The organism is Mesorhizobium sp. M1365, assembly GCF_040317865.1.
Taxonomy (GTDB): Bacteria; Pseudomonadota; Alphaproteobacteria; order Rhizobiales; family Rhizobiaceae; genus Mesorhizobium.
Genome location: NZ_JAMYLG010000024.1, coordinates 1 through 12,738, shown reverse-complemented (window position 1 = coordinate 12,738; position 12,738 = coordinate 1). Strand labels below are relative to the sequence as shown.

Annotated in this window: 14 protein-coding genes; 6 read left to right on the top strand and 8 right to left on the bottom strand. The window is 62.4% G+C overall.

What is annotated here, in order from left to right:
• Nucleotides 1–8: 8 nt before the first annotated feature.
• The 5 genes from NKH04_RS22360 to NKH04_RS22340 all read right to left on the bottom strand — a co-directional run bounded on the left by NKH04_RS22360 (nucleotide 9) and on the right by NKH04_RS22340 (nucleotide 5,121).
• Complete coding sequence (locus NKH04_RS22360) at nucleotides 9–860, bottom strand: ATP-binding cassette domain-containing protein (RefSeq protein WP_352542457.1); 852 nt, start codon at nucleotides 858–860, stop codon at nucleotides 9–11.
• The gene (locus NKH04_RS22355) at nucleotides 857–1,990 is read right to left on the bottom strand and encodes an ABC transporter permease (RefSeq protein ID WP_353044981.1); all 1,134 of its coding nucleotides are present in this window, start codon (nucleotides 1,988–1,990) and stop codon (nucleotides 857–859) included. Before NKH04_RS22355 ends, NKH04_RS22360 begins: the two co-directional genes overlap by 4 nt.
• 125 nt (nucleotides 1,991–2,115) lie before the next feature.
• Complete coding sequence (locus tag NKH04_RS22350) at nucleotides 2,116–3,108, bottom strand: substrate-binding domain-containing protein (RefSeq protein ID WP_353044980.1); 993 nt, start codon at nucleotides 3,106–3,108, stop codon at nucleotides 2,116–2,118.
• A 207-nt stretch (nucleotides 3,109–3,315) separates the two neighbouring features.
• Nucleotides 3,316–4,089 carry a FadR/GntR family transcriptional regulator gene (locus NKH04_RS22345; RefSeq protein WP_352475451.1) on the bottom strand — a complete coding sequence of 258 codons (774 nt, stop codon included), beginning with the start codon at nucleotides 4,087–4,089 and terminating at the stop codon, nucleotides 3,316–3,318.
• Between the two features lie 30 nt (nucleotides 4,090–4,119).
• Nucleotides 4,120–5,121 (bottom strand): LysR family transcriptional regulator, encoded by a 1,002-nt coding sequence (locus tag NKH04_RS22340; RefSeq protein WP_353044979.1) that lies wholly within the window; start codon nucleotides 5,119–5,121, stop codon nucleotides 4,120–4,122.
• A 110-nt stretch (nucleotides 5,122–5,231) separates the two neighbouring features.
• On the opposite strand from NKH04_RS22340, the gene NKH04_RS22335 reads away from it, so the two are divergent.
• Both NKH04_RS22335 and NKH04_RS22330 read left to right on the top strand, forming a co-directional pair.
• On the top strand, nucleotides 5,232–5,846 hold the full coding sequence (locus NKH04_RS22335) for a nitroreductase family protein (protein WP_353044978.1): 615 nt from the start codon (nucleotides 5,232–5,234) through the stop codon (nucleotides 5,844–5,846).
• Nucleotides 5,843–6,700 carry an EamA family transporter gene (locus tag NKH04_RS22330; protein WP_353044977.1) on the top strand — a complete coding sequence of 286 codons (858 nt, stop codon included), beginning with the start codon at nucleotides 5,843–5,845 and terminating at the stop codon, nucleotides 6,698–6,700. Before NKH04_RS22335 ends, NKH04_RS22330 begins: the two co-directional genes overlap by 4 nt.
• A gap of 34 nt (nucleotides 6,701–6,734) precedes the next feature.
• Here the strand turns inward: NKH04_RS22330 and NKH04_RS22325 are convergent, their stop codons facing one another.
• Entirely contained in the window at nucleotides 6,735–7,052 is a 318-nt protein-coding gene (locus NKH04_RS22325; protein WP_353044976.1) for a hypothetical protein, read from the bottom strand.
• Between the two features lie 536 nt (nucleotides 7,053–7,588).
• Between NKH04_RS22325 and NKH04_RS22320 the strand changes: the two genes are divergently transcribed.
• Nucleotides 7,589–8,077: a nucleoside deaminase gene (locus NKH04_RS22320; RefSeq protein WP_353044975.1), complete on the top strand. Its 489-nt coding sequence runs from the start codon at nucleotides 7,589–7,591 to the stop codon at nucleotides 8,075–8,077.
• A 94-nt stretch (nucleotides 8,078–8,171) separates the two neighbouring features.
• Here the strand turns inward: NKH04_RS22320 and NKH04_RS22315 are convergent, their stop codons facing one another.
• A complete protein-coding gene (locus NKH04_RS22315; protein ID WP_353044974.1) occupies nucleotides 8,172–9,068 on the bottom strand; it encodes an NAD-dependent epimerase/dehydratase family protein in 897 nt (298 codons plus the stop codon).
• Nucleotides 9,069–9,212: 144 nt separating this feature from the next.
• On the opposite strand from NKH04_RS22315, the gene NKH04_RS22310 reads away from it, so the two are divergent.
• Entirely contained in the window at nucleotides 9,213–10,151 is a 939-nt protein-coding gene (locus NKH04_RS22310; RefSeq protein ID WP_353044973.1) for an NAD(P)-dependent oxidoreductase, read from the top strand.
• Between the two features lie 249 nt (nucleotides 10,152–10,400).
• Here the strand turns inward: NKH04_RS22310 and NKH04_RS22305 are convergent, their stop codons facing one another.
• Nucleotides 10,401–10,637, bottom strand: coding sequence for a hypothetical protein (locus tag NKH04_RS22305; RefSeq protein ID WP_353044972.1), 237 nt, complete (start codon nucleotides 10,635–10,637; stop codon nucleotides 10,401–10,403).
• 237 nt (nucleotides 10,638–10,874) lie between these two features.
• Here NKH04_RS22305 and NKH04_RS22300 point away from each other — a divergent pair, with 237 nt between their 5' ends.
• Together NKH04_RS22300 and NKH04_RS22295 are read left to right on the top strand one after the other, a co-directional pair.
• Nucleotides 10,875–11,897, top strand: a complete 1,023-nt coding sequence (locus tag NKH04_RS22300; RefSeq protein ID WP_352500826.1) for an IS110 family RNA-guided transposase — start codon at nucleotides 10,875–10,877, stop codon at nucleotides 11,895–11,897.
• Nucleotides 11,898–12,280: 383 nt separating this feature from the next.
• Nucleotides 12,281–12,738 (top strand): transposase (locus NKH04_RS22295; protein ID WP_352717981.1); only part of this gene is annotated, 458 nt, incomplete at its 3' end.

The window sequence follows — 12,738 nt, the reverse complement described above, 5'->3', positions numbered from 1 at the left end:
TTGTCATCTCACCCGACACGGGCAACGAGGTCGGTCAATTCGTCGAGCTCGATCTCGTCACGCCGGAACCGGCCCGCCACGCGCCCCTGCGCCAGAACCACCAGATCGTCGGCCACCGAGAGCGCGTGACGGAAATTGTGGGTGATCAGGATGACCGCCTGGCCCTGCTCGCGTGCCCTGAGAATGTGCTCGAGCACCCGGCCTGCCTGACGCACGGCCAGAGCCGACGTAGGCTCATCCAGCACAAGCAGCGACGATCCGAAGAACATGGCTCTTGCGATTGCCAGGGACTGGCGTTCGCCGCCGGAGATGTTGACGCCGCGTTCGTCCAGGCCGCGTTCCCAGCGCACCCCGAGCTGATGCAGCGCCGAGCGCGCCATGTCGTCGGCGCGTTTCATGTCGAGCCATTTGAACGGTCCGAAACCTTTCAGCGGTTCGCGGCCGAGCACGACATTGCGTGTGACCGACAGCAATTCGCAGACGGCAAGGTCCTGGAACACCGTGGCAATGCCGCGTTCGCGCGCCTGAGCCGGGTTGGCGAAAGCCACCTTCTCGCCGTTGAAGCGCAATTCTCCCCTGTCCGGCGGGAAGACGCCGGACAGGATCTTGATCAAGGTCGATTTGCCGGCGCCGTTGTCGCCGAGCAGCGCCAGGATGCGTCCGGCATAGGCGCTTAGCGACACGTCGACCAGCGCGGTGGTGGCGCCGAACCCTTTCGACAGGTTGACAGCCTCGATCACCGGCACCGCGCCGGCAGCGACCGGCTCGACCGGAGGGCGGCGAAGGGTCAGGTCGTCGGAGCCGCTGCCGGCCGGCAGCCGGGCCCCGCGCTGGGCATCCAGGCCAGACGGCTCGCTCATCGCCCCTTCTCCTTCGCCAGGCTGCCGGCGGGCCGTATCTCCGCCGTTGCGGCGTTGCCGGCAATCGCCGCGTCGGCAGCACTGCTGTCGCGCTTGAAGCCGCCCATCGGCCTGGATTTGGCGATGCGGCGCGCCACCGAGGTATTGAGGATGACCGCGCCGACGACAATGACGCCGGTGAGCGTGCGGAAGAAATGGCCGGGAGCGCCTGCCAGCACCAGGCCGACCTGGATCATGCCGAAGGTGACGGCTCCGAGAATGGTGCCGATGACGCTGCCGTAGCCGCCGGCCAGCAGCGTTCCGCCGATAACGGTAACGGCTACCGCCTGCAGTTCGATGCCCTCGCCGCGCAATGCGTCGACGGAGGAAAAGCGGGCAACCTGGATGACGCCGGCGATGGCTGCCAGCGCGGATGTGATCATGAACAGGATGACGGTGACGCGGTCCACCGGTACGCCGAGATTGCGCGCCGCCTGTTCGTTCTGGCCACGTGCCTGGATCCAGTTGCCGAACCTGGTGCGCGCCAGCAGGAAGGTGCCTGCCAGCCCGATTGCCAGGAACCACAGCATCGACATACGAAAGCCGGCAAGCAGCGGACCCGCCATTATGGCCTTGAACCCAGGCGGAATGGCGACCGTCATCGGAAAGCCGCCGGTCAGCGCGATCAGTATGCCGCGCCAGATCAGCATGGTGCCGAGCGTCACGACGAAGGAATGGATGCGGAACCTGACCACGATCATGCCGTTGGCCCAGCCAAGCGCGGCTCCGACGGCCACCGCGACCGGCGCGGCGACGATCGGTGGCAGGCCGAAGTCGCGCATCAGCACCACGCAGACGAACGAGGTGAGTCCGAGCACCGCGCCCACCGACAAGTCGAAGTGACCGCCGATCATCAGCAGCGTGACGCCGACGCTGACGATACCGAGTTCGGCCGCGACGGCCATGATGCTGATGTAGGACAGCCTGGTGGGGAAAAGCTGCGGGCTGAGCGCGGTGAAGACCAGGAACAGGATGACGACGGCCGCGATCGACGTCGCCTCCGGCCGCAGCATCAGCCGTCTCAGCGCCTCGCCGGCGACCACACGGGAGGAAGGCTTGTTGGCCGCATTCGGCCCGGGCTGTTCGTTCATGCCGTCACCCCGATACAAGAGTGGCCACGAAGATGGCGAACGGGCGGCTTGGCCGCCCGTCCTGGACGCGTGCTAGGTTTTTGCTGTCGTCCAAAAACCACTGATGGACTTTTGGGCGGCGTGCATCAGCGATAGCCCTCCTTCACCAATGCCGAGACGCGCTCCACATTGTCCTTGTCGACGACCGTCGGACCGGTCAGGAAGTAATTACCTTCGATCAGGCCGTATTTCAGGTAGTGGGTCAGGAGCAGCACAGGCATGTAGCCGCGCCAGAACTGCTGCTGGTCGATGGTGAACGCCTGCCGGCCATCCTTTATCGCATCGAGCGATTGCGCGACGATGTCGTAGCCGGTGAGCACCAGGTCGTCCCGGCCGCTATCTGCCTTGGCGGAGAGGAAACCATCGATCACGTCGCATGTGCTCGTGGCTGCGGCCGTATCGGGGTGCACGCGCAGGTAATTTGACAGCGCTTCCGCCTGCTGGCCCGGATCCATGGTCAGTTCGAGGAAGTCGGCCTCGATGCCGGCCTTCTTGAGCTCATCGATCTGCGACGTCGCCCTGAGCTGGCAGCTCGCGTCGCCCGGCTGTTGATTGGCGACCACGACGCGGCCCTTGACGCCCATCGAGACCAGTCGCTGCGCCGTCAACTTGCCCGCCGCCGCTTCATCAGATCCGGTGCGGAACAGGAAGAAATCGTTGGGATCGCGCACTTGCGAGCCGGACGGCGGCGCGGCGGCGCTGCCGAAGGCAATGCCGGCTTCCTTGGCGCGCGCGGCGACATCGGCATAGGACGAATCCTCGGCGAAGGCGCAGATGGCGATGCCGTTGGCCTGGGCGGCGATCGCCTCCTCGATCTTCTGCACCTGGTTTGGAATGGTAAGCTGATCCGGGAAAATATAGGTGACCTTCACGCCGAGGTTTTTGCCGGCCTCCTCGGCGCCGCGTGCCAGATAGCCATGAAAGCCCGTCGGTGCGGCACAGCCGACAAAATAGATCGAGATATCCTTGTCCTGCGCCATGGCCGCCCCGCCGAAGACCGGCAGCAAGGCCACCGCCGAAATGGCGACAACCCGGCTGACGTGGAAGCCAATTTTCGATAGCCCATTTTTCATGCTCATGCCGATTTCCCCTATGCTTGTTGTTAAGGTCGACCCAAGCGACTTGCGCATCTGGAAGCTAATCGGCAGCCGGTTCGTCAAACAGACCCATTTCGTATCGATTGACGGGAACCATTCGTGCCGAAACCTCGCCGGCAAACATTGGTCAAGCGCGCACCATCGGCGGCCGCACCGACACAATCCGACTGTTTGAATGTGTGGCGGCCGTTACCTGGACTTGATGACGCTGTCGGTATTGGCCAGCAGCTTGCGCACCGCATTGCGCGCCGCGTCCGGCCGCTGCAGGCGGATGCTCTTCTCGATTGCCTCATGCAGCCTCTGCGCATGCTGCAAATCATCGAGTTCCCGCGTGGTATAAGCAAACAGATGATCGAATGCCGATTCGATCAGCACGCCGAGCGGCACCAGCAGATCGTTGCCCGAGGCGCGCAGGATGGCGAGGTGAAACCGCGTGTCGGCGCGCGTCCGCTCCTGCAGGTTGGTCGCCTCGCCCATCTCGCGGCAGGCCTGGCTGATCTCGGCCATCTGCTCATCGGTGCGCCGCATCGCGGCAAAGGCGCTGGCCTCCGGCTCGATGATGTGGCGGAATTCCTGCACGGTCCTGAGGAACACCTCGCGGTCCGGCGAGGTCGCGTACCAGGCCAGCACGTCGCGATCGAGCAGGTTCCAGCGCTCCTTCGGCTCGACCCAGCTGCCGATTTTCGGGCGTGACGCCAATAGGCTCTTCGCCATCAGCATTTTGATGGCTTCGCGCACCGCCGAGCGGCTGACGTCGAAGGTCTCCGACCATTTGGCTTCGTTGGGCAGGATGGTTCCCGGCGGATAGTCGCCGCGCACGATCCTCAGCCCGATCTCGTTGGCCAGCGACGCATGCACGCTCGATCCCGGCATGCGCGCCGCATCGGCCCGGCGAATACCGCTCGTGCGTTCGGCGAACGCCTCGGCCGCTGTCTTTCCCTTATTCGGCTTCGCGTCCTGCATAGCTCCACAAAGTCCGGATTTGGAGGCGTGTCAAGGAGATGAAATCGACGGCAATATCTCAGCTTGATTTTCCGCCTCCGTCCCCTCGCCGACACCGCGCTTTGCCAAGCGTTCACGCCGGGGAGGCACGAACGGTTTCTCTTTGTTCCGGCTGAATTCCTCGATCAGGAAATCAAGGAAGACGCGGATTTTCGGGGCAAGATGCTGGCGTGCCGGATAGACCGCGTAGAGCGTGGTTTCGACCTTGTCCCAATCATCCAGAGCCGATTGCAGCCGGCCTGCTTTAAGGTCGCTCTCGACATAGGGATAAGGGATCAGGCTGACGCCGAAGCCGGCGCGCAGCGCATCGCGCACGGCAAGGCTTGACGAGACCGTATATCGTCCGTCGATGGCGATCCGCTCGGCGCGGCCGTCCTTGCGGAATTCCCATATGTCCGCATGCCCCGAGAGGCTGAACCGGATGCAATTGGCCGCCTTCAAATCGGCAGGCGTTTTGGGCCGGCCATGCTCCTCGAAGTAGGACGGAGCTGCGCAAAGCACGTGCGGCATGACCGCAAGCTTTCTGGCGACCAGACTGGAATCCTCGAGATTGTCGCTGCCGCGAATGGCCAGGTCAAATCCCTCCCGCACGATATCGACGCGTCTGTCGTCAAGATGCAGATCGAGTTTCAAATCGGGATAACGCGATAGAAACGCGGGGATCGCAGCCGAAAGCCGCGTCAACGTGACAGTCATCGGCGCGCTGACCCGCAACGTGCCGCTCGGCGCCGTCTTGATCGGGCCGAGCACCTGGTCGGCCCTGGCCAGCGCATCGAGCCCCTGCGTGACATGCTCCAGATAGATCCTGCCCTCTTCGGTCAGCGCCATGCGCCGCGTTGTCCGGTTGATGAGCCGCACCCCCAGATGCGCCTCCAGTTCGGCGATGTTCTTGCTGACCGCGGGAGGAGAGAGACCGAGCCGCCGTCCAGCTTCGGCAAAGCTGTTCAGTTCCGCCACCTGGCGGAAAACCTGCAACGCCGTCAGGCGATCCATCGCACCATTCTCTTCCAGTAAATAATGTCTTGCAATTGTTGCATATTATCGCTCCTTGGTAAATTCTCTATCTGCTTCCCGAACGACTTTCTCAGTTTCGGAATGACATGATGACCAACCCCGCAATTTCCCTTATCGAGCGGCGCATGTCGGCCAATCGGTTCGATGCCTCGCACGAATTGACGGGCGCCGAGATCGAGGAGCTGGCACGTCTCGCAACGCGCGCGCCAAGCGCCTACAACCTTCAGAATTGGCGGTTCATCGCGGTGCGGACGCCGGAAGCAAAGGCACGATTGCGCAGCCTCGCCCATGGCCAGGCCAAGGTGCAGGACGCCGCCGTCACCTTCATCATCTGCGGCGTACTGCCCGACCACGCTGCCCTCGATGCCAGGCTCCGTCCGTTCGTCGAAGCCGGCTTCATGCCGGCGGATATGGCTTCGGGCTGGCGGGAGGGCGCCCGCGCCCAATATGCCGATCCTCTAGCGGCCCGCGACGAAGCGGTGCGCTCGGCAACGCTTGGCGCGGCAACGCTGATCTTCGCGGCCGAAGCGCTGGGGCTGGTCTCCGGTCCGATGGCAGGCTTCGATGCCGACGGCGTGGCGCGCGAGTTTGGCCTTGCGCGGAATGAAGTGCCGGTGATGCTCATCGCGGTCGGCCGCGCCGCGCCCGGAAACTGGCCGCAAAAGCCGCGCCGCCCTCTTGCCGAAGTTCTGGAAATCTTATGAAAACGCACCGTTCCGATCTGCTGCTTACAGCCATCGCACCCGCAATATGGGGCAGCACCTATATCGTCACCACGCAGTTCCTGCCGAACTTCTCGCCGATGACGGTCGCAATGCTGCGAGCCCTGCCCGCCGGATTGCTGCTGCTGGCGATCGTTCGGCAACTGCCGACGGGCGTCTGGTGGCTGCGCAGTTTCGTCCTCGGAGCCCTCAACATCTCGATCTTCCTGAGCATGTTGTTTGTCGCCGCCTACCGGCTTCCGGGCGGGGTCGCGGCGACCGTGCTGTCGGTCCAGCCATTGATTGTGATTTTCCTTGCCGCTGCCCTGCTTGCCAGCCCTGTCCGCCGGTTGGCGATCGTCGCCGCCCTTGTCGGGATCGCCGGTGTCGCGTTGCTGGTGCTGACCCCGAACGCGACGCTCGATGCGGCCGGCGTTGCCGCCGGCCTCGCCGGGGCGGCCTCAATGGCCTTCGGAAGCGTGTTGAGCCGCAAGTGGCAGCCGCCAGCATCGCTGCTCGCCTTTACGGCATGGCAACTGACTGCCGGCGGTCTCCTTCTCGTTCCGGTGGTCCTGCTTTTCGAACCGTCTATCCCAATCCCGACCGGCGCCAACCTGCTTGGACTCGTGTGGCTCGGCCTGATCGGCGCGGCGCTGACCTATGTCCTCTGGTTCCGGGGCATTGCGCGACTGGAATCCGCAGTGGTGTCATCGCTGCTTTTCCTCAGCCCGGTGACCGCCGTGCTGCTTGGATGGGTATTCCTGGATCAGACACTGACCTTGCCTCAGATCGCCGGCGTCGTTTTCGTCATCGGCAGCATCTGGCTGGCTCAACGGCCCAATCGGAACGAGGCTTGAGCCTGGGCGGGAGTGGGTCAGTTTGAAAATTCGATCAAGACGGATGGCCGAAGACAGTTAAAATAAGCTCGACCGCACCGAAGCTGCAGAAGAACACAACAGCACCATATGCAATCACCCGGCGCGGCATCAGGAAGCGCGCTGACCAAAATCCAGCACGAACCCTTGCGTCTCGCTTCCCCAGTCGTTCGCTCCATGGAAGGTTCTGCTCATCGATTGACCCATAGAAATCGGTGCGCAGAATTATGCTTAGGAGTGCGACGAACATGGCTGCGAAACTCAGGGCCAAGACAACGACACATGCTGTTATTGGAATAAACAAGTGAGGATTGTCCGCCCACTCGTACTTCAAATGTCCTCACTCCCTGCTTTTTGGCCGCGAACCATAGGCTCCTCTGCCTCTTTGGCTTGGATCAGCGCGACGATATCACTGATTTCCCAAAGCTTGCCAGTGACGCCAGCGGCCGGTATGTCTCAGTTGAAATTTGACGGAATGCAATATGCATTTTCCATATCGGGCTGAGCTCCTGTATGCTTACCGGAAAGCATGGGAGCAATCGTGAGCGATCACAATCAAGACGCATTGGAAGGTTGGACGTTTACCTCTGGCGAGGTCTCAGCTGGCGTGTACCGATTTAGCGGTCGCCATTATGACGGACGCTCGGTTGAACGGCAGGGCCCGGACTATGAGGCTATAAAGGCCGACTGCATGAATGATGCCCGGACACTTGGGAAGCCAGCCTATGCCAACCGGTCCTAGAGGCCAGAAGCGCCCCGCCGATGTGATCGGCAACGCAGTCCATGTCATGCGCATTGCGACAGGCGAGGAAGCCGACGAAGTGATTGACGACGGCAAAGACCCCGCTGCAGCTGCCGGAGGATCTGCCGATGCCACAACGCCCCTATGATGAGCGGCTGCTCCGTCAGGCGTTCGAAGTCGCGCGCAGGGCCCGCGATGCTGGCGAACATCCCTTTGGTTCGCTGCTCGCTGACAAGGACGGCAATGTGTTGCGCGAGCAGCCCAACGCTTACAAAGCCGGCGGCGGCGACCGCACCGCTCATGCCGAAAGGCTGCTGGCCTCGTGGGCGGGGATGAATGTCAGTCTCGAAAAGCTGGCTTCCTGCACCCTCTACACGTCGGCCGAACCTTGCGCGATGTGCTCCGGGACAATCTATTGGGCGGGCATCGGACGGGTCGTTTTTGGGCAGAGCGAACATGAGCTCAAGGGGTTGACGGGCGCACATGTCGAGAACCCCACACTCGACCTGCCCTGCAGGATCGTCTTCGAAGCTGGGCAGCGTCCGACTGAAGTCGTCGGCCCGCTGCTTGCCGATGAAGCGGCGCAACTCCAGGCCGAATTCTGGAAAGACAAGTAGCTCGAGTTTGCCGAGCGCGGCAAACACGTGAGCCTGGAGTCGTGACGAGCAATTCGGGGCTGGCCCAGTGCCGGCTCCGCGTCAGCTGCGTCCGTCAGCTCGTCTTGACGTATTTCCGCCAGCTGTGCTCCGGCCGGAAGCCGAGCATGTCCCGCGCCTTGCGGTTGGAGAGCAGCGTCTCGTATTCACCAAGGTCGCCCTTGACCGGCACATCGGGATAAAACCGCTTCAGCAGTTCGGCTGTCGGCAGATCGGACGAGGTGTCGTCGTTGGCCGCGTTGAACACCTGATAGCCGAGCCCGTCCTTCTCGATGGCGCGCAGCGTGATCTGGCCGAGGTCGCGCGCGTCGATATAGCTCCAGGCGATGCGCTTGCGGAAACCCGGATCGGCGAACCATTTCGGAAACAGCGGATATTCATGCGGCTCGATGACGTTGCCGATGCGCAAGGCATAGATGTCGCTGCCATCGCGTTGTGCAAACGCCCGCGCGGTCTTCTCGTTGACGACCTTGGACAGCGCATAGCTGTCCATCGGGTCGACGTCGTACGCCTCGTCGAGCGGAAAATGCGTCGGGTTGCGCGGCTCGTTGGCGAAGACCAGCCCGTAGGTCGTTTCGCTGGAGGCGATCACCACCTTGCGGATGCCGAGCTTCACCGCGGCCTCGATGACGTTGTAGGTGCCGAGCGCGTTGATGCGGAACACCTCATTGTCGGGCGTGATCATGATGCGCGGGATCGCCGCGAAATGCACCACGGCATCGACCGGCTGCGTACGCAGCGACGGGTCGAATTCATGCAGGCCGATATAGCTCGACAGCGCATTGAACACCTGCCCGCTGTCGGTGATGTCGGTGATCAGCGTGCGCACCTTGGGATTGTCGAGCGGCTTGGTGTCGATGTTGAGCACCTGGCAGCCCTGCTCGACCAGATACTGCACGACGTGGCGCCCGGCCTTGCCGCTGCCGCCGGTGAACATGATCCGCTTCGTCATTTTGCTCTCCCTAAGATTCATGTGTATTGTCAGACAATATCGAACTCTGCAATCGCCTGCCACGGCGAGCGGCAAAAACCCGCTTCAACAATTCGCCGGCAAGCTGCAGCGCCGTCATCCATCATGCAAATAGGACGAAATGACATGAACACGACCGCCGCGAGCGAAAAGATCGGCTTCATCGGGCTTGGCCTGATGGGGCACGGGATCGCGAAGAACATCGTCGACAAGGGCTATCCGCTGACGTTTCTCGGCCGCAAGAACCGCGCGCCGGCGGAAGACCTGCTCGGCCGCGGTGCCAAGGAAGCGGAGACCTCGCGCGACGTCGCGGCGGCATCGACGGTTGTCTTCATCTGCGTCACCGGCTCGCGCGAGGTCGAAGCCATCATCCGCGGCCCAGGCGGCCTCAAGGAAGGCCTGAAGCAGGGATCGGTTGTCGTCGACTGCTCGACCTCTGATCCCGTTTCGACGGTGGCGCTGGCCGCCGAACTCAAGGGGCTCGGCGTCGATTATGTCGATGCCCCGCTCAGCCGCACCCCGAAGGAGGCTTGGGAAGGCACGCTCGACGCCATGGTCGGCGCGCCCGATGCGGTCTTTGCCCGGCTGAAGCCGGTGCTCGAAACCTGGGCCGGACGCATCGTCCACATCGGCGACACCGGCGATGGCCACCGCATGAAGCTGCTCAACAATTTCATCTCGCTCGGCTACGCCGCGATCTATTCCGAGGCGCTGGCGCTGGCGCAGAAGGTCGGCATCTCGCCGCCGCGCTTCGACAGCGTCATCCGCAACGGCCGCATGGATTGCGGCTTCTACCAGACCTTCATGCGCTGGACGCTGGAAGGCGACCGCGACGCGCACAAATTCACGATCGCCAACGCCTTCAAGGATCTCACCTATCTCGAATCGATGGCGGGTGCTGCCGGCATCGCCAACCCGCTCGGCAACGCCACCAAGAACGCCTTCGCCGGCGCCTTCGCCACCGGCCCCGCCAACCAGTATGTGCCGATGCTGGCGACGCACATCGGCAAGGTCAACGGCGTCGACCTGATGCCGACCAGGGATGGCAAGAAGCAGACGATCTGAGAACGTTGGGATTAACGCCTGGGGGTGTCGCAACTGCAAACGTTCGCTGCCGACCAGCTACATCCGCCAATCTCCAACGCTGGCGATTAGCATATGACACCACACCTTCGTCATCCCAGGGCGGAGCAAGGATGACGAAGGGAGGGTTTCGGCTAATCTCCTAAATTTGCGATTTGCGACTAACGGGAATGATCGACCTTCGTTGCTGGTTGACCCGACTTACACGCAGTTGGCCGAGAAACGATCGAATCAGCGGCGAAACCGGCCGATAATGTCGGTATTGGCGAGAAGTCTGTGCACCAAAGCACGCGCACTTCCGATCGGAAGAAGCCGGAAACAAAAAACCGCCTCGGCGGGCGGATCGTTGGAGCCAATTGGCACCATATCAAAATTAGTAGCATAGCTGCCGGCACAAAGCAAGAACAAAATAGCTGCGAAGGCAAAAAAGTCCGAATTCCTGTCCCACCCGAGGTCGCCGCCCCTCATTGCTTGGCCCTAAGGTTGGTGATTGGCGAAAGCCGAAGTGGCATCCAATCTCCCCCCTCTGTTGCGCTGGGCAATCGCATTTGGATTCTTACGAAGATGGACCCCCACCCTAACCCTCCCCACAAGGGGGAGGGAACGCTGCCGCGCGGATAGTGATGGGGTGGACGCCCCCTCGACGGCATCGATGTGCCAGAATGGTGGTGTTTGACAGCCACCGTAAGAGAGGGAGCGTCCACAATGGAAGTTAACACGATCGGATTGGACCTAGCGAAGAATGTGTTTCAGGCGCATGGAGCCGATGCGGCGGGCGCCATTGTTTTCCGCAAGCAACTGCGACGCGACAAGGTGCTTGCGTTTCTCGCTGGGCAGCCGGCCTGCTTGGTCGCCATGGAGGCCTGTTCTGGGGCGCATCACTGGGCGCGCGAGATCGGCAAGCTCGGGCACACCGTTCGTCTGATCCCGCCATCCTATGTGAAGCCTTTCGTGAAGCGGCAGAAGAACGACGCCGCCGATGCCGAGGCGATCTGCGAGGCCGCGCAGCGGCCGACCATGCGCTTTGTCGCCGTGAAGAGTGAGGAGGAGCAGGCGAGTGCGGCCGTATTCCGGGCTCGTGATCTGCTGGTGCGGCAGCGCACCCAGACGATCAACGCCTTGCGCGGCCATCTTGCAGAATATGGACTGGTCGTTGCCCAGGGCCCTTCACATACTGCCAAGCTGATGGAAAAGGTAGAGGATCCTGAGGGCGATCTGCCAGAAGCAGCCCGCCTGGCCCTCACCGTGCTGGTCGATACGCTGAGATCGCTGGAGGAAAGGATCAAGCAGCTCGATGCCGAGATTGCACGGCGTGCCCGAGAGGATGAAGACGTGCGGCGGTTGGCAACAATCCCCGGCGTTGGTCCGATAACGGCAACGGCTCTGGTTGCACTGGCGCCTTGCGCCGCAATCTTCCGAAAGGGGCGCGACTTCGCCGCTTGGCTGGGCCTGACGCCGCTGCAACGCTCAACCGGCGGTAAACAGAAGCTCGGTGCAACATCGAAGATGGGCGAGCGTACATTGCGGCGCCTGCTTATCATCGGAGCGAGCGCTGTCGTGCGTCATGCTCGTCGGCGAGGCATTCGGGAAGGATCGTGGCTTGGGCGCATGCTCGCCCGCAAGCCGCCAATGCTTGTGGTCGTCGCTCTTGCCAACAAGATGGCCCGCATCGTCTGGGCGCTCATGGCAAGAGGTGGGACCTACAGGGCTCCGGCCGTGGCAGCATAGCAGCTCGGTCTGAGGTCGTCGCAGGTGTAGGAAGGTCACACGGAGAGGTATGGCGCGACAGTCGATGAGAGACGGATCGGAAAAACCAGTTCAGCACAGAGCGCTTCGAGCGCGCGGTAGTGATATGGATCCGATCGGCGAACTCCCATACGGGCCGGCGGCAAATGGAAGGCCGCATCAGAGGCCGGACAGATGTCAGCACCCGACTACGCGCCGCTATACTGCCTTTCGAAGATTCTTCTTGCGCTCACGGGGGCGTCCACAGATGTGCTGAAGGTTCTGCAAAAAGTTTTGGAGAGAGAACGGGGCTTGCTCTGAGGGGCGAGCGGCCATGGCACGGTGGTGACGTTGCGATCACCGATTCCCGTGGAAGGGGAAGTGCCATGACCAATCGAGACGTTAGACTGAGCAGAGGCGAGTTGAAAGCGTTGCTGTTGTCGGATGAGGACGGCTTTCGCCAGGCATTGCAGAGTGTCGTGCAGGAGGTTCTTGAAGCCGAGATGACGGAGGCGATCGGGGCCGAGAAAGGCGAGCGGACGGCGGAGCGGACGAGTTACCGGTCCGGCTATTACGAGCGCAAGCTGGTGACGCGGGTCGGGGTGCTGGAGCTTCGCGTTCCGCAGGATCGGGCTGGCCGGTTCTCGACGGAGTTGTTTGAGCGCTACCAGCGTTCGGAGAAGGCATTGGTGTCGGCGCTGGTCGAGATGTACGTGCAGGGCGTTTCGACCCGCAAGGTGAAGGCGGTGACGGAGGAACTGTGCGGCCACTCTTTCTCGGCCTCGACGGTGAGCGAGGCGACGATGCGGCTGGATGAGGCGCTCAAGGCGTTCTTCACGCAGCG